Origin of the sequence: Streptomyces sp. ICC1, from assembly GCF_003287935.1 — a bacterium.
Classification (GTDB): domain Bacteria; phylum Actinomycetota; class Actinomycetes; order Streptomycetales; family Streptomycetaceae; genus Streptomyces; species Streptomyces tritrimontium.
In genome coordinates this window covers 6,116,364-6,133,174 of the sequence record NZ_CP030287.1, presented here as the reverse complement: position 1 = coordinate 6,133,174, position 16,811 = coordinate 6,116,364, and the positions used below count along the sequence as shown (strand labels likewise).

The window sequence follows — 16,811 nt, the reverse complement described above, 5'->3', positions numbered from 1 at the left end:
CGCCCTGATTCTTGACCTGTGGGTCAAGAAAACCTCCAGCCCAAGAAAGCCACCCCAAGAAGGAGAGTCATGGACCTCGGAATCAACGGAAAGACCGCTCTCGTCACCGGCGCGGGCCGCGGCATCGGCCTCGCCATCACCCAGGCACTGGCCGCGGAGGGCGTCAGGGTGGTGGGCGCCGCGCGCACCATCACCCCCGAGCTGGAGAAGGCCGCCGCCGCCACCGTGTCGGTCGACCTGAGCACGCGCGACGGGGCGACGAAGGTGGTCGAGGAGGCGATCGACGCGGTCGGCGGGATCGACTTCCTCGTCAACAACGTCGGCGCGGGCGATCCGGACGCGCTGTCCCTGGGCGGCTTCCTCGACGTGGACGACGAGCAGTGGCAGACCATCTTCGACCTCAACCTGTTCAGCGCGGTCTGGACGACCCGGGCTGCGTTGCCGAGCATCCTGGAGCGCAGGGGGGCGATCGTCAACATCTCGTCGATCAACGCCCGCGTGCCCGCCGGTTCACCGGTCGGCTACGCGGAGGCCAAGGCGGCACTGAACCAGCTGAGCAAGCGGCTCAGCGAGGAACTGGCACCGCGCGGCGTGCGCGTCAACACCGTCTCCCCCGGTGTCGTCGCGAGCCCGCTGTGGACCGACCCGAACGGCTTCGGCGGCAAGGTGGCCGAGGCCTACGGCGTCAGCCACGGCGATCTGCTCGCGAACATTCCCGGGCAGTTCGGCCTCGCGTCGGGACGCATCACCACACCCGAAGAGGTGGCCGACCTGGTCGCCTTCCTGCTGTCCGAACGCGCCGCCAACATCCACGGCGCCGACCACGTCATCGACGGCGGCACCCTCAAGGCCGGCTAGCCCGGCCGGGCCGGGCTGACCGGCTCTCACGGATCGTGCCCGGCACCGGTTCCACGGTGCCGCCGTGCCGGGCGCGTTCGGCCGCGAGGACCGCGAGGTGGCCGGCCAGGGACTCGCGCGCGCCGGACGTGACGAGGCCGCGGTCCCCGGTGGCGACGGCTCCCACGAAGGCGTCCATCAGTCCCGCGTCGCCTCCGCCGTGGCCGTCAGCGGCCGTCACCCCGCCCTGCCCGGCGGGCGTGACGGTTTCCTCGGCGCGGGTGAGGAAGTCGTACACGCGGATGGTCTCGCCGTCGCCGGTCAGCTCGCCGCGCGTGCCGAAGATCCGGGTGCGGCGGTTGGTCAACTCGGTGAAGGCGGTCATGGTGAAGGTGGCGGTGGCCCCGCCGGGGAACTCCATGGCGACGACCTGGTGGTCGACGACGTCGTTGTCACAGGCGTACACGCACCGGCCGTACGGGCCGGTGCGCAGGGCATCGTCGAGCACGGAGGGGGTGAACTCGTCCACGACGACGCTGAGCGGCCAGACATGCTCTCCCCGGTCGAGCATGCCGCCGTACAGCCGCCGGGCGGAGTACGGGCAGCCGGGCTCGACGGCGCAGTCCGGGCAGCGGTCGGCGGCGCCGGCGGGCCGGTTGGCCGCGGTGAAGTGGGACAGGCGGCCGAAGCTGGACACCCGGGCGGGCGGGCTGCCGATGATGTACTGCAACCAGTCCAGGTCGTGGCAGGACTTGGCCATGAGCATGGAGGTCGACTCGTCGTGGCGGCGCCAGTTGCCGCGCACGAAGGAGTGCGCCTGGTGCCAGAAGCCGACGGGCTCCAGGTGCTGGACACTGACGATGTCACCGATCCGCCCGGAGTCGACGAGCTGTTTGAGGGTGCGCGTGTAAGGGGTGTAGCGCAGCACGTGACCGACGGCGAGCATCACCCCGGACCTCTCGACGGCCGCGACGATCTCCCGGCACCCGTCCTCGTCGAGGGCCATCGGCTTCTCCAACAGGATGGGGTAGCCGAGGGCGGCGAAGGCCACGGCCGGTTCCACGTGCAGCCTGTCGGGCGTGCAGATGAGCACCGCGTCAGCGATCTTGCCGCGGGCGAGGACGTCCTTCCAGTCGGCGACCGCGCCCTCGGGAGCGATGCCGTGCGTCGCCGCGAAGCGGGTACGGCGCACCTCGCGGGGTTCGGCGACGGCGACGACGGTCGCACGGTCCGGGTGGTCAAGGGCCCACCGGGCGTATCCGGTTCCGCGTTCACCGGCGCCGATGACGAGCAGCGAGACAGGTGGCATGCGGCGACCATAACGCGGGGGCCGTCAGCCGATCCTCATGCTCGCGAACTGAACGTTTCGATCATTCGTTCAGATGCTCTTGACGGTCAAGATTCATGAGCGAATGATTCGACTCGTTCAGCCCACTCCCCGAGGAGCGGGCCTGGCGAACCCCACCGAAGACGGGAGCCGACCCTTGTCGCCCTCACCCAGCAGCCCCCGGCGCCGCGTCCTGGTCGTAGGCATCGACGGCGTCCGCCTCGACCTGCTCCGGGCCGTACCGACACCGCACCTCGACGCGGTCGCCGACGCCGGATTCCTCGGCCGGATCGAGATCGACGAGGCCACGCCCACGATGTCGGGCCCGTGCTGGACCACCATCGCCACCGGCGTGGGCGTGGCCAAGCACGGCGTGTACGGCAACCACTTCGGGGGCAATCGGCTGGACGTCTTCCCGGACTTCGCCACGCGCCTGGCACAGGAGGACGGCCGCAAGACCTTCGTGGCCGGCGGCTGGGAGCCCCTGTTCCTCGCGCGGCAGGGCGGCCCGCTGTTCGCCGCCCCCGGCCGTCTCTCCTACATCGCTCCGCGCGCCGACACGAGCGAGGACTGGGACGCCTGCGACGACCAGGTCACCGACGACGCCGTCCGCGTCCTGGCCACCGACGACCCCGAGGTCTCCTTCGTCTACCTCGGCGCGGTGGACGAGACCGGCCACCTGCTCGGCTGTGGCAGCGCCTACCTGCGGGCCATCGAGCGGGCCGACGAACGCCTCGGCAGACTGCTCACCGCCGTCCGCTCGCGCCCCGTGTACGCCCGCGAGTCCTGGACGGTGATCGCCGTCACCGACCACGGCCACCGGGACGAAGGCGGTCACGGTGGACGCACCCCGCAGGAGCGGAGCGCCTGGGTCGCCTGCTGCGGACCGGACATCCCCGCGCGACCCCCCTCCCGCCCGCTGCGCTTCGAGGACGTCGCCGCCCAGGTGTACGCCTCCCTCGGCCGCGCGGCCGACTCGCACTGGACGCTCGACGGCAGCCCCTTCTCCACGCCCGCATCCGCGCCCCTCACCCCCGCTCCGGCCGGGGTCTGACCGAGAGGCCCGCCGCCACTGCAGCCGCCTCCCCCCGACCCGCCTCTTATACACATCTCCGAGCCTCCCACCGAATCCCACCGAATCGCACCGGAGAACACCATCGACACCACCATGCCGCCCGCCGCGACGACCGTCCCGGAGCTCCTCGACGCGCGGGCCACCGAACACCCGGACCACGTGGCGCTGCAGGTCGTCGGCGGCGGTGAACTCAGCTACCGCCGGTGGCGCGAGGAGGCGCTGCGCGCTGCCGTCGGGCTGGCCGCCGCCGGGGTCGAGCCGGGCGACCGGGTGGTGCTGCGGTTCTCCAACGCGCGCTGGGAGCGGTACGCCGTCGCCTTCCTCGCCGTCCAGTACGCGGGCGGGGTGCCCGTACCGGTCCGCGAGGACCTGTCCGAGACCGATGTCGCCGCCCTGGCCGTGCTGGCCGAAGCCGGCACGGTCCTGCGGGACGGTGAACTCCGCACCGTCCAGGGCCTGGTGGACCTGTGCCTGGACGCCCTGCTGGCGGCGCACCCCGAGCCGCCGGCCGGCCCGCCGCACCGGGTCGGCCCGGCCGACCCGGCCCAGGTGATCGGCACCTCGGGCACCACCGGCGCGCCCAAGGGCGTGCTCGCCGCGCCCGGAAACCTGACCGCCGGCCTGGCCGCCCACCCCCGCCGCCGCGCCTACGCGCACTCGCGGCACGCCCTGCACGCCTTCCCGATCGGGACCAACGCGGGCCAGGTGATGCTGCTGGGCGCACTGACCGCCGCGCCCACCACGCTCAGCCTGCCGCGCTTCGACGCGGACCAGTTCGGCATCGCGGTCGAGAAGTTCGGGATCGGCACCGCCTTCCTGGTGCCCTCGATGGCGATCGAACTGGTCAACGCGGGCACCGCCGGGCGGTACGACCTGAGCAGTCTGCGCCTGGTCAACTCATCCGCCGCCGCACTGCCCGTACCGGTGGCGGCCTCGCTGGCCGCGGCGCTGCCGGGCGCGACGCTGGTCAACACCTACACCTCCGCCGAGGCCTCGCCCGCGCAGATCTCCACCGTGGTCGACACCCGCCGCCCGGGCTCGCTGGGCCGCCCGGCGGACCCCCGTGACGTACGGATCCTCGACGCGGAGGGGCTCCCGCTGCCCGCCGGGCAGGTCGGCGAGGTCTGGTTGCGCCAGCCCGGACCGGCGCGCGGCTACCTGGGCGCCGCCGGGGAGAGCGCCCGGGTGTTCCGGGACGGCTGGGTGCGGATGGGCGATGTCGGACGCCTCGACGCGGACGGCCACCTGTACCTGGTCGACCGGGAGAGCGACGTCATCAAGAGCGGTGCGCTGAAGGTCTCCACGCTGCGGATCGAGGAGGCGCTGCACGAGCACCCCGCGGTCGCCGACGCCGCCGCGCTCGGCCTGCCGCACCCCGTGATGGGCGCCGTCCCGGTGGCGGTCGTGGTGGCCGGACCCGGCGGTCTGGATCTGGACGAGCTCCGGCTGTTCCTGAGCGCCCGGTTGAGCCGGCCCGAACTGCCGGTCCGGATCCTGCTCGCCGGCGACCTGCCCAGGAACCCGAGCGGCAAGGTGGTCAAGCACCGGCTCCGCCCGCTGTTCGACGCGCCCGCGGAGTCCGACGGTCCCGCGGTCGCCCCGGCCACGCCGACGGAACTGCGGTTGGCCGGACTCTGGCGGCGCCTGCTCGGCCGGCCGGTCACCGACGTGGCCGCCGAGTTCTTCGCGCTCGGCGGCGACTCCTTCCGGGCGGTCCAGCTCGCCACGGGCATCAGCGGCGAGTTCGGGGTCCGGGCGAGCACCGCCGTGGTCTTCGAACGGCCCTCGCTGCGCTCCCAGGCCGCTTGGGTCGACCACCCCGACCGGCGGCGGGCTGCCGCGGACGGAACGCCTGCCGCACCGGAGACGGTGACGCCCTACCTGACCGCGCTCCGCGCGCAGCCGCACGCCGTCGCACTCACCTCGCAGCAGGAGAACTTCTTCCGCTGGATGGCCGAGGCCCCCGGGCGGGACGCCGGCGCGGTGACGGCGCTGTTCCGGGTGGCCGACCGGCTGGAACCGGAGACCCTGGGCCTGGCGCTCACCGAGGTGGTCCGGCGCCATCCGGCGCTGCGGACCCGGTTCGAGGCGGCGGGAGAGGGGGTCGTACGGGCGGTGCTGGACGAGGAGCCCCGGGTGCGGATCACGCTGACCCGGGCCCCGGGGGCCACGGACGCGGAGGTGGACGCCCTGCTGCTGGCCGAACGCGACCGCCTCACCGACCTCGCCCGTGACCCGATGGCGCGCCTCCTGGTGGTCAGCCGGTCGGAGACCGACCACGTGGTGCTGGTCGCGGTGCACCACATGGTCTCCGACGGCTGGTCGGTCGGCGTGCTGCTGGCCGACCTCGGGGTGTTCTACTCCGCGCTGCGCCGGGGCCGGTCGGCCCCGCCGGCCCGCTCGGGCCCGGGCTACCAGGAGTTGGTGGACTGGGCGAACGCGCACTGGCCGGCCTCCCGGGCCCACTTCGGGACCGCGCTGGCCGGGGCGCCGGAGGCCGTCGAGCAGTTCGCCGGCCGCCGCACGGTGGACGAAGTACTCACCCAGGCCCACGAGTTCGAGGTGCCTCCAGCGCTGGCCGAAGCCCTGCGGGCCCGGGCGGCCGAGCTGGGCGCCACCCCCTTCCTGGCCGTCACGGCGGCCTGGACCGGACTGCTGGCGAGCCGCAGCGGCCGTCCCGACCTGGTGGTGATGACCCCGGTGCCCGGCCGACCGCGCCCGGACGCCGAGCGCACGGTGGGCTGCTTCGTCCAGTCGCTGCTGCTGCGGGTGGACGCGAGCGGGGGACCCGGTTTCGCCGAGCTGGTGGACCGGCTGCGGGCGGTCTACAGCGAGGCCCTGGACCACCAGCTGTACCCGTTCGCCGAGTTCAGCCCGTCCGTGCCGTTCGCGGCCTGGCTCCGCTACGAGGCGTGGGCCGCGCCCGCGCAACTGCCCGGCCTGGCCTGCGAGCCCTGGGAGCTGCCGCGCGGGAGCACCGTGCCCTGGCCACTGCCGGGCGGCGACCGCGGCGTGCCCGAGCTGACCGTGGTCGAACAGCCGGACGGCGCCCTGCGGTGCTGGCTGCAGTACAACGCGCTGGCCTTCGACCTTCCCGTCATCACCGAACTGGCCGAGGAGTTCACCGCCGCCCTGACCACAGCCTGCGGCTGACGGGGGACGTACTCGACCTCGGGCGAGCCGCCGCTCGCCCCGCGCTTTCGGCGCCTCCGGCGGGAGCTGCGGAGCAGGGGTGGCCGCGACGCCGTCACGCCCGGGGCGGCGCCTCCCCCAGTACGAGCGCGGCGGCGCCGGCCCACGTGACGCGGGCGGCGAGCCGGCCGCGCGCGGCGGCGATGCGGGTGAAGGCGGCTTCCCGGTCGACCAAGCACTTCTCGATCCGTGCGGCCCACACCGCGGCGTCCTCGTCGTCCTTCCCGGTCATCGGAACGATCAGGTGGTCGGCGTCGTCGCCCAGGTGCTCGCGCAGCAGCTGGGCCAGTCCGCTGTTCGCGCTCACCAGAATCGGTACGCCGCGGATGATCGCCTCCCGGCCCACCAGCCCGAACCCCTCGGAGCGTGAGGGCATCACGACCACGCTCGCCCGCATCATGTCGGCCTCCAGACGGCCGGGCTCGCTCGAGTAGGCACGCACGACCACCGGGAGGCCCGGGTTGCCCGACCACGTGCGGATGGTGTCCTGCTGGACGTCGGCCGTCGTGCGCGGTGCGCCGCGCACGACGAGTTCGATCGGCTCGGCCGATGCCTTGGTGCGCAGGTCGTGCACCAAGCCGCAGGCACGAGCCGCCAGGTCGACTCCCTTGAGCCGGGCGTCGTCGGTCCGGCCGAGCAGCAGCACCTTGTGCGGACTGCCGGGAGGCGGGGTACGCACGGTCGGCAGGGTCGAACCCGGGAGGTCGAAGCCCGGGTCGAGCCTCAAGGGCTCCGGCGCTTCGGTGTCGCAGAGTTCGTTGCGGAACCGGGCGTGCAGACGGGGGCCCACCGCGACGACGCGGTGGGCGGAAGCGCCCAACCGGCGTTCGATCTCGGTGCGCTCCTCCGCTCGATCCGCCTTGTCCGTGGTGTCGTCGAGCTTGTGCCATTCGATCTCGTCCGGTGCCATGTGGACGAAGTGCAGCCGCCGGGCCCCCGGGAAGAAGTCCTCATGCAGGTGGGCTGCGGCCGGACCGGTGATGCGCGCGTGCCCGATGATCAGGTCGGGCTCCACCCCGGGCGGGAGTGCGGGGCGGCGGGTGAGCCTGCCGTACTCGGGCGCGCCCGGGGCACCCGGGTGACACAGGAGCGCGACGCCCTTCGTCGCCGCGTCGGCGACCTCGGAGTCCTCGGCGCCGAGGACGACGCAGAAGACCCTGGCGCCCGCGGCGGCGAGGGCCACGCAGAGATGGCGGTTGAGGGTGCTCAGGCCGCCGTGGGCGGAGAACCACTCCGTCGCGACGACCAGGACGTTCGGCTGGGCGGACAGGAGGTGCGAGGCAGCCTGATCGGCCGCCTCCGTGCGAGCGTCCGGGCCGGACGGAGCGGAGGGGCTCCTGTCTCCCGGCGGCCGGGCGGGGCCGATGGCCGCGCTGTCGGCGAGGGCACGGAGCAGTGGCTCCGGGGCGGCGTGGCGCAGGTAGCCGGCGTCTTGCAGCAGGTCGCCCAGTACGTGGCCGGCCGCCGCGTGCGTGGCCAGGTGCTCGTGGATGTACGGGTCCGCGGAGGCCCAGTCCCGCTCGCCGGACGCCAGGACGGGTACCCGTTCCGTGAGGGCCCTCACCATCCGGCGGTGCCGGACCTGGTCCTGCCCGGAACCTTGCAGGTGCTCGGCAAGCAACTGGTGGAAGAGCCTGTAGACCGTGCCGGTCGGGAGCGCGGTCTCGGTGACGAGGGCGCTTCCCCGTGCGAGAAACCTGCGCAGATCGTCGTCCGTGTACCGCTCGTGCGTGAGCGCTTCCGCCATCGCGGGCCACAGCGTCATCGGCAGGCCCGGACCCTGGGCGTAGGAGAGGGGCAGCAGGAGGCGTACGACCCGCGACCGGTCGGGGCCGAAGCGGTCGAGGCAGCTCTCGAACCACCCCGGGGCGTCACGGAAGGGATCCGGCAGGTGCTGGGCCGGTGACAGCTCCGGTGGTCCGGAGTCCGCCGGGCCCGCTGCATGGACAAGGGCGTGTGCCGCCAGCTGCGCGGCGAGGAATGAGGGTCCTGCCTCGCGGGCGATGGCCTCGGCGGCGGTCGCGGCACGGGCCGGGGCCTCGCGGTACACCCGGCGACGGCCGGCGCTCTGTCGGGTCCGGTCGTCGACCAGGAGGTGGTACGCGTACGCCCGGAGGCCTTCCTCGTCCCGGAACTCCGGCGCGTCGAGGTCGATGACGTCGACGGGCGCACCGAGCTCGGCCAGTTGAGCCCGGCGGGTACCGATGATCAGCCGGACCGCCGGCAGGGAGGTCAGCGGCCGCACCAAGTCGGCGACGACCCGGCGGTACTCGTCCGGTTCGAACTCGTCCAAGGCGTCGAGCAAGACCACGACGGGATCGGTCCGCGCACCCAGCGCCCTGAGGACGCCTTCCCGGTCGGTGGTCGGCAGGTCGAGCACCGCCGACAAGTCGGCGGTGACGGTTTCGGCCGTGCTGCCGCGGCCCTGCAGCGGGATGACGGTCAGGTCCGGGGGCGGCAGCGCCTCGGGGGCGGTGCTCAGGCGGGCGGGACTGTCCGGGTCGGTGAGCGCCAGCACCCGGCCGAGCACTGCGCTCTTGCCGGAACCCGGACTTCCGGTGACCACCAGGGCCCTGCGCCCGGAGTGGGGCGACCGTAGCCATTGGGCGACCCGGGTCAACGCCTCGGTGCGTCCGAAGAAGAAGTCCCCCGGTTCCGCGGCATGCGCGACACCCCTGCTCCGCGGCTCGAAGTGGTCTTGCTGCGCCTGCCGGATCCTGACGACGCTCGCCACGTCGAGCGCGTCGCGCGGAAGCCCGGGCACGAAGGCGGGATTGGGGAAGAACGGATCCGCTCCGCCTGCCCCGGGGCCCACCAGGCCCGCCCGCTGGGGCACCTCGTGCTCGGCGAAGTACCGGTTGACCCGTTCCGTCACCTCGCGCACATCGAGAAAGCGCTGCCGCGGACCGGCCGACGGCCTGGCGAAGACGTCCTCCAACGCGTCCACCAGGACTCCGCCGTATGCGGGTTTGGCGCCCCGGGCAGAGGTCAGCACCCAGCTCGCTGTTCCTTGACGCCCGGCACGTCCCAACTCGGCGCTCCACTGCGCCACGTCGTTCACCACGGCGCCTGCGTGGCAGGTGTCGATGAGGGTGAGCGAGTGCCCCGCCAGACTGTCCGCCACCAAGCCGACGAGGTCGGCTCCGGCGAGACCCGAGTGCCGCCGGTCCGGCTCGTCGTCGGATCCGAGCAGGTAGTGCCGGCCCTCGCGCAGGACGCCGTGCCCGCTGAAGTAGGCGACCACCACGTCGTCCGGTCCCAGCATGGCCTCGCCGGCCCATTCGCTGATACCGCGCCGCAGAACCGCCGACGTGGGATCGGCCGAGATCTCCGCCAGCACCCGCTCGTATCCCATCGAGGCCAGCCGGTCGGCCAGCCGCTGGGCGTCCTCCACGGCTCCGGGCAGGTCGGGAAGATCCGATGCGTAGTTCGAGACGCCCACCACGAGCGCGTAACGGCGTCCCGAACCGACACCGACATTCCCCGTGTCGACATCGCCCACGGCCGCCCCCTCTCCCCGTCTCAACCTCGTACGCGCACCCGTTCCCCGCGCATCGACACTAGATCAGCACGCCGGCCGTCCGCCGGAGTTCGTCACGTTCACGTTGACAGAGTTCCCCTCACCGAAATCGGCGACGACTTCGGCCGACCTGCCTACGTGCTGGACGAGAGCGAGGTGCGCGGGGCGCTGCCGGACGTACCGCGCAGCCTGTTGATGGTCGCGGTCGTGAACGCTCCCGGCTCCATCCGCCGGGGGTGGAGTCCTGGCGGATGGAGCCGACGAGGATGCCAATCGCTCCAGGAACCCCTCAACTCGGCCGGCTGCCTGGCACCCTGGACTTCATGGACGCTGACGACCTGACTCCTGTCCACCTCGACGGTGTGGTGAACGGTTTGGCGGCGAACCCCGCATTGCCCGCTTCCATGGTCCGGCGCCTGTTCGCCTGGCAGGGGGATCGCGGGAGAGTGGCAGGGCGTCCAGACCTCACCGAGGACCTGATCGCCGAGATCATCGCGATCGACGACCACTGGCTCCTGCATAGCCTGGCGCTCAACGACCGGCTACCGGACCGGTTCCGCATCCTTCTGGCCGGCCATCGGGACAAATCGGTGCGGTCCGCACTCGTCATCCGCTCCGCCACCGCGCCGAGGGAGATGCTGGAGCGACTCATCGACGACCCCGATCCGCAGGTCCGCACGTACCTGGCCAACAGCCGTGGCACGCCGCCCGACCTCCGGGCCCGCCTCGTCTCCGACTCCGACCCCGCGATCCGCGCCGCGCTGGCGACGCACTGGCCACAAGCGCCGGAAGCGGTCCGCCGGATCCTGCTGACCGATCCCGAGCCGAAGGTCCGCGCCGCGGCCTGTTCGACCTACTTCGCGGACTGGCCTCATCCGATACCGCCGTCGGACCTGCTGCCGGCGCTGTTGGCGGACCCCGCGACCCGGGTGGGCGCGGTGATGCACGCCGCGCTCGGCGCGGACACCCTCCGGCAGCTCGCCGAGGATCCGAACAGCAAGGTACGTGCCGAACTCGCCGGGCATCCCGACTTGCCCCGGTCGGTGCTCGAGGCCCTTGCCGTCGATCCGGCGCTGAACGTCCGGGTGAACATCTTCGGCCGCCCCGATACGCCGGAGGACGTGCGCGCGCAGATCTGCGCCTCGGTGCACGAGCTGTCGCGTTCGATGGCCAGGCCGGGCCCTGACGCCGACGCCGAAGCGGTCCGGCAGTGGCATCGAGACGGCATGGCCGAAGAGGATCTGCGGAGGCTGGACCTGCCCTGGGTCACGGCCGATCCGCTTCCGCACATCGACTCGCCCTATGTCAGCTTCCGAGTCTCAGCGGCCGGCAGCGAGACCCTCCCCGTCCACGCGGTGGCTCAACTGCTCGACGACGAGGAGGAGACCGTCCGCCTCACCATGGCAAGCACGTCCCCCCATCTGGTCGATCCCGAGACCGCCGAGAGGATCGAGCGCGCCTACCGTTGGCGGGACAAGCACACGTTCTGGTGGGACAAGGCCGAGGTTCTCTCGTTCCCCGCAGAAACCCTGCGCCGCTTCGCCACTGACGCTCAACCCCGGCTCCGTTCCTTCGCACCCCGGGACCCCGACCTTCCCCCAGGCCTGGCCGAGAAGCTGGCCTCCGACCCCGAACCCCGGGTCCGCCACGCGGTCGCGCCCCACCGCAACCTCCCGCTCCCCTCTCTGCTGCGGTTGCTCACCGACTCCACGGCGGACGTCGCGGAAGCCGCTGCCGCCTCGCCGTTCCTTCCCGTCAAGCACATGGAGGGGCTGCTGACGAGGGCGGGCCTGTAGCACCGTTCGCTCGACAGGCCCGCGGGTCGACTTCGGCCGTCAGGTCGCGACACCCACCCAGTTACGGGATATCTGCCGATTTGGGGCTATATTCCACTTCGTCGGAGGGGTGCGGCCTCATGGCCGATGCCCATGCGCGAACGGGGCCGGGATGCGGGACGAGGAAGAAGGCGAAGCACCGGGCCCTCCGCTGCGCGAGCCGTCCCTGCTCGACTCGATCGTGCCCCTGGTGGTGCTGGCCGTACTGGTCGCCGGGTCCCTGGCCCTCTTCGGGCTCGACGCGCTGGACGGGCCGATCCAGGTGGCCCTGGTGCTGTGTGCGATGGCTGCGGCGCTGGTGGCGATGAAGAACGGCCACCCGTGGAGTGCGGTGCAGCAGGCGGGCCAGCGCGCCCTTTCGTCGATCACCAGCGCGGTGTTCATCCTCCTGGCGGTGGGCGCCCTGATCGGGGTGTGGAACCTTTCCGGGACCATCCCGACCTTGGTGTACTACGGCATCCAGGTGCTCTCACCGAGTTGGTACTACGCGGCCACGGCCGTCATCTGCGGCGTCATCGCCATGAGCATCGGGAGTTCCTGGACGACCGCGGGCACGATCGGTGTGGGATTGGTCGGGGTCGCGGACATGATCGGCGTGTCCACGGCGATCACAGCCGGTGCGGTGATCTCGGGCGCGTACCTCGGAGACAAGCTCTCCCCCCTGTCGGAGACGACGGTGCTGACCGCCCAGATGGTGAAGGTCGACGTCCACGAGCACATCAAACGCCAGGCGTGGACGTCACTGCCCGCGTTCGTCATCGCCTTCGCGGTCTTCCTGGTGATCGGCCTGGTCAAGGGTGCCGACGTGGTCAACCCGGTCGGAGAGGACATCGAGCTCGCCCGCCTCGGCGACATCTACCACATCACTCCCTTGAACCTTCTCCCTCTCGCCCTCCTGGCCTTCCTGTCGGTCAGGAAGGTGCCGGCCTCGCTCGCCCTCATCGGCGCGGCCCTCTTCGCGGGCGTGCTCGGCGCGTTCCTGCAGCCCTCCGTGATGCGGGACTTCGTCGCCGGGTCCGGAAACGTCGTGTTCGAGTCGCTGAAGGGCATCTGGCTCGCCATGGCGAACGGATTCTCCATCCAGTCCGGCATCCCGCTGATCGACCAGCTGCTCTCACGTGGCGGCATGGACAGCATGCTCCTCACCCTCTGGCTGATCATCGGTGCGGTCACCTTCGGTGCCGTGCTGGAGGAGTTCGGCCTCATCGCCCGGCTCGTGAACCCACTGATCCGCTCGGCGAAGAGCACCGGCCGACTGTTCCTCACCGTGTTCGCCTGCGCCTTCGGCCTGAACGTCGTCGCCGGTGACCAGTACATCGCCCTCGTTCTGCCCTCGCGGGTGTTCCGTCTGGAGTTCGAGAAGCGCGGGCTCGCACCGACGAACCTGTCCCGTCTCTGCGCCGACAGCGGCACGGTCACCTCCGCGCTCGTCCCGTGGAACTCCTGCGGCGCGTTCATGGGAGCGGTGCTCGGCGTCCCCACCCTGACTTACGCCCCGTTCGCCATCTTCAACTACGCCAGCCCGGCCCTGAGCGTCCTCTACGGCATCACCGGGTTCAAGATCGAGAAAATCGCACCGCCCGAGGCCGGGTCGGTGACCGGCTCCGAGGGCGGGTCCGGGTCCGGGGCCTCCATCGGCCCGTAGCCGACAGCCCGCGGCAGCCCCCACCACCGAGAGTCGTAGACGAAGGAAGCCATGAGCAACGCCGAGACCAACGACGCGGCGGCGACCACCGCGGGCAAGCCGGCCGTCAAGTTGACGCTGCTGACACTGACCGCGATGGTGGTCGGCTCGATGGTCGGCGCCGGGGTGTTCTCCCTACCGCGCCGCTTCGCCCAGGAGACGGGGGTTGCGGGCGCCCTGATCGCCTGGGCGATCGCCGGTACGGGCATGCTGATGCTCGCGTTCGTGTTCCAGACCCTCGCGGTGCGCAGGCCCGACCTCGACGCGGGCGTGTACGCCTACGCCAAGGCCGGATTCGGGGAGTACCTCGGGTTCTTCTCCGCCTTCGGCTACTGGGCGAGCGCGTGCGTCGGCAACGTCACCTACTGGGTGCTCATCATGTCGACGATCGGCGCGATCTGGCCCGCGCTCGGCGACGGGGACACCCTGCTCGCCGTCATCCTCTCCTCGGTCGGCTTGTGGGCGTTCTTCCTGCTGATCCGCCGCGGAGTCAAAGAGGCGGCCGCGATCAACAAGATCGTGACCGTGGCGAAGGTCGTGCCCATCCTCGTCTTCGTCGCCCTCGCGCTGTTCTGCCTCGACACGGACGTCTTCGCAGCCAACTGGGGCGGCGCCGACTACGCCGGCTCACTGTTCAACCAGGTCCGCGGGACGATGCTGGCCACCGTCTTCGTCTTCCTCGGTGTCGAGGGGGCGAGCGTCTACTCCCGGCACGCCAAGCGGCGCGAGGACGTCGGGCGCGCCACCGTCCTGGGATTCCTCAGCGTCTTCGCCGTCTTCGCCTCGGTCACCATCGTGTCCTACGGGATCATGCCGATGGCCGAGATCGCCGAGCTGCGCCAGCCCTCCATGGCCGGTGTCCTGGAGCACGCGGTCGGCACCTGGGGCAAGGTCTTCGTCAGCGTCGGCCTGATCGTCTCCGTCCTCGGCGCCTATCTGGCCTGGACGCTCATGGCCGCGGAAGTGCTCTTCGTCGCCGCGAAGGACAAGGACATGCCCCGGTTCCTGGGGCGGGCCACCTCCGAGGACGTGCCGGTTCCCGCACTGCTGATGACCACGTCCCTGAGCCAGGTCGTCCTGGTCGTCACGATGTTCTCCGCGGACGCGTTCAACTTCGCGCTCGACCTGACCAGCGCGCTGAGCCTGATCCCCTTCCTGCTCGCCGCGGCCTTCGCCGTGAAGGTCGCCCTCGGGCCGGGCCGCGAGGAGACCGTCGGGCGGAGCACGCGCGGGGAACTGGTGATCGCGGTGGTCGCCACGCTGTACACGGCGTTCCTGCTCTTCGCCGCCGGGCTCAAGTTGGTCCTGGTCTCCTTCATCCTCTACGCCCCGGCGACGTTCCTGTTCGTCAAGGCGCGGCGGGAGCAGAACCGGCGTCTGTTCTCCCCCGGCGAGGCCGTCATCTGTGCCGTCTCCATCGCCGGCGCTCTTGTGGGAGTGCTCGCTCTGGCCGTGGGCTGGATCGAGCTGTGATCCGCACCTGAACCCGGTCCCCGATCGGGTTGCCTGATCCCCGGTCAGGTTGCCTGATCCCCGGTCAGGTTGCCTGATCCCCGGTCCATCCAACGAAAGGCGCAACGCGTTGAGCACCGACAGCACCCCCCGACCCGCCTTCGGCGTCCACTCCGAGGTCGGCAGGCTCCGCAAGGTCCTGGTCTGCGCACCCGGGCTCGCGCACCGCCGTTTGACCCCCACCAATGCGGACGACCTGCTCTTCGACGACGTCATGTGGGTGGAGAACGCCCAGCGCGATCACGCGGACTTCGTCAACAAGCTCACCCAGCGCGGAGTCGAGGTCGTCGAGCTGCACGGCCTGCTCGCCGAGACCATGGCCCTTGCCGAGGCCAGGACCTGGCTCCTCGACCGGAAGATCACCGCCAACGAGGTCGGCCTCGGCCTCCTCGACGACACCAGGGCCTTCTTGGAGACCCTCACCCCGCGCGAGCTGGCCGACTTCCTGATCGGTGGGCTGTCGACCGCCGACCTGCCGGACGACTTCCGGTCCGGCTACGTGGCGCTCGCGCGCGAGGCGACCGGTGCGCGGGAGTACCTGATGCCGCCCCTCCCCAACACCCTCTACACCCGCGACACCACCTGCTGGCTCTACGGCGGCGTCACGTTGAACCCGCTGTACTGGCCCGCCCGGCACGACGAAACCCTCCTGATGAAGGCGATCTACACCTTCCACCCCGACTTCAAGGCCTCCACCGTATGGTGGGGCGATCCCGAACAGAACTGGGGACAGGCCACGTTCGAGGGCGGCGACATCATGCCGGTCGGCAACGGCGTCGTGCTGATGGGCATGAGCGAACGCACCTCCCGCCAGGCCATCACTCAAGTCGCCGCCTCCCTGTTCAAGAACGGCGCCGCCCAGCACGTCATCGTCGCGGGCATGCCCAAGCTGCGCGCCGCCATGCACCTCGACACCGTCTTCACGTTCGCCGACCGCGACATCGTCACCCTCTATCCCAAGATCATGGACGCGGTGCACACCTTCTCCCTGCGCCCCAGCGACAAACCCGTGGGCGTAGAGATCACGGACGAGGGATCGAGCCCGTTCGTCGACGTCGTGGCCAAGGGCCTCGGGCTCCCCCGGCTGACGGTCATCGAGACCGGCGGGGACGTGTACGCCTCCGAGCGCCAGCAGTGGGACAGCGGCAACAACGCGGTCGCCCTGGAGCCCGGCGTGGTCTTCACGTACGACCGCAACACGCAGACGAACACGCTGCTGCGCAAGGCCGGTGTCGAGGTCATCACCATCGTCGGTGCCGAACTCGGGCGCGGGCGCGGTGGCGGACACTGCATGACCTGCCCGCTCATCCGCGACGCCGTCTCCTTCTGACGGGCCGGGCACCGTCGCACCGTCGCGGCGCAGCCCGTCGGATCCGCCCGACCGCAGGTCCCACGTGAGCGGACGCGACGGGAAGGCCGGGTCCGGGTGGGTCAGGCAGTCGGGCGCGCGTCCGCTTCTCGGTGCATACCCGTGCACAGGGCCCAGATGATGAAGATGTTGACGGCGATGAGCACAAGGGCCCACAAGGGGTAGTACGGCAGCCACAGGAAGTTGGCGATCGCGCCCAGCCCGGCGATGGAGACACCGAAGAAGCGCGCCCACAGGGCTCCGCTGATGACGGCGCAGCCGGCGAAGACGAGGACCAGACCCAGGATGAGGTGTACCCAGCCCCAGCCCGCGAGGCTGAACTCGAACACGTAGTGCCGCGTCGCGAGGAACAGGCCGTCCTTGGCGATGGCCGCGATCCCTTCGAAGATCGCCATCGCTCCACCGAAGATCATCAAGGCTGCCGCGAAGACGGTGGTCCCGGATGTGGGCGCATGCCAGG

At 71.4% G+C, this 16,811-nt stretch carries 10 protein-coding genes; 7 read left to right on the top strand and 3 right to left on the bottom strand.

Annotated features, from left to right (window positions below; all coding sequences use genetic code 11):
• Nucleotides 1-69 precede the first annotated feature (69 nt).
• On the top strand, nt 70-858 hold the full coding sequence (locus tag DRB96_RS28855) for an SDR family oxidoreductase (protein ID WP_112451103.1): 789 nt from the start codon (nt 70-72) through the stop codon (nt 856-858).
• Here the strand turns inward: DRB96_RS28855 and DRB96_RS28850 are convergent.
• Entirely contained in the window at nt 845-2,146 is a 1,302-nt protein-coding gene (locus DRB96_RS28850; RefSeq protein WP_112451102.1) for a Gfo/Idh/MocA family oxidoreductase, read from the bottom strand. The two genes, DRB96_RS28855 and DRB96_RS28850, sit on opposite strands and share 14 nt — an antisense overlap.
• Nucleotides 2,147-2,321: 175 nt before the next feature.
• On the opposite strand from DRB96_RS28850, the gene DRB96_RS28845 reads away from it, so the two are divergent.
• Nucleotides 2,322-3,218 (top strand): alkaline phosphatase family protein, encoded by an 897-nt coding sequence (locus DRB96_RS28845; RefSeq protein ID WP_343234606.1) that lies wholly within the window; start codon nt 2,322-2,324, stop codon nt 3,216-3,218.
• Between the two features lie 114 nt (nt 3,219-3,332).
• Entirely contained in the window at nt 3,333-6,392 is a 3,060-nt protein-coding gene (locus DRB96_RS28840; RefSeq protein WP_112451100.1) for a class I adenylate-forming enzyme family protein, read from the top strand.
• A gap of 94 nt (nt 6,393-6,486) precedes the next feature.
• Here DRB96_RS28840 and DRB96_RS28835 read toward each other — a convergent pair whose 3' ends face one another.
• On the bottom strand, nt 6,487-9,933 hold the full coding sequence (locus DRB96_RS28835) for a caspase family protein (RefSeq protein WP_162688623.1): 3,447 nt from the start codon (nt 9,931-9,933) through the stop codon (nt 6,487-6,489).
• A 341-nt stretch (nt 9,934-10,274) separates the two neighbouring features.
• On the opposite strand from DRB96_RS28835, the gene DRB96_RS28830 reads away from it, so the two are divergent.
• The 4 genes from DRB96_RS28830 (at nt 10,275) to DRB96_RS28815 (ending at nt 16,312) form a co-directional block, all read left to right on the top strand.
• Nucleotides 10,275-11,747, top strand: coding sequence for a HEAT repeat domain-containing protein (locus DRB96_RS28830; protein WP_112451098.1), 1,473 nt, complete (start codon nt 10,275-10,277; stop codon nt 11,745-11,747).
• Between the two features lie 151 nt (nt 11,748-11,898).
• Nucleotides 11,899-13,431 carry a Na+/H+ antiporter NhaC gene (nhaC, locus tag DRB96_RS28825; RefSeq protein ID WP_112451097.1) on the top strand — a complete coding sequence of 511 codons (1,533 nt, stop codon included), beginning with the start codon at nt 11,899-11,901 and terminating at the stop codon, nt 13,429-13,431.
• A gap of 51 nt (nt 13,432-13,482) precedes the next feature.
• Nucleotides 13,483-14,943, top strand: coding sequence for a basic amino acid/polyamine antiporter (locus DRB96_RS28820; RefSeq protein WP_112451096.1), 1,461 nt, complete (start codon nt 13,483-13,485; stop codon nt 14,941-14,943).
• 109 nt (nt 14,944-15,052) lie between these two features.
• On the top strand, nt 15,053-16,312 hold the full coding sequence (locus tag DRB96_RS28815; RefSeq protein WP_112451095.1) for an arginine deiminase: 1,260 nt from the start codon (nt 15,053-15,055) through the stop codon (nt 16,310-16,312).
• A gap of 101 nt (nt 16,313-16,413) precedes the next feature.
• On the opposite strand, the gene DRB96_RS28810 is transcribed toward DRB96_RS28815, so the two are convergent.
• Entirely contained in the window at nt 16,414-16,764 is a 351-nt protein-coding gene (locus DRB96_RS28810; protein ID WP_239516204.1) for a hypothetical protein, read from the bottom strand.
• Nucleotides 16,765-16,811 lie beyond the last annotated feature (47 nt).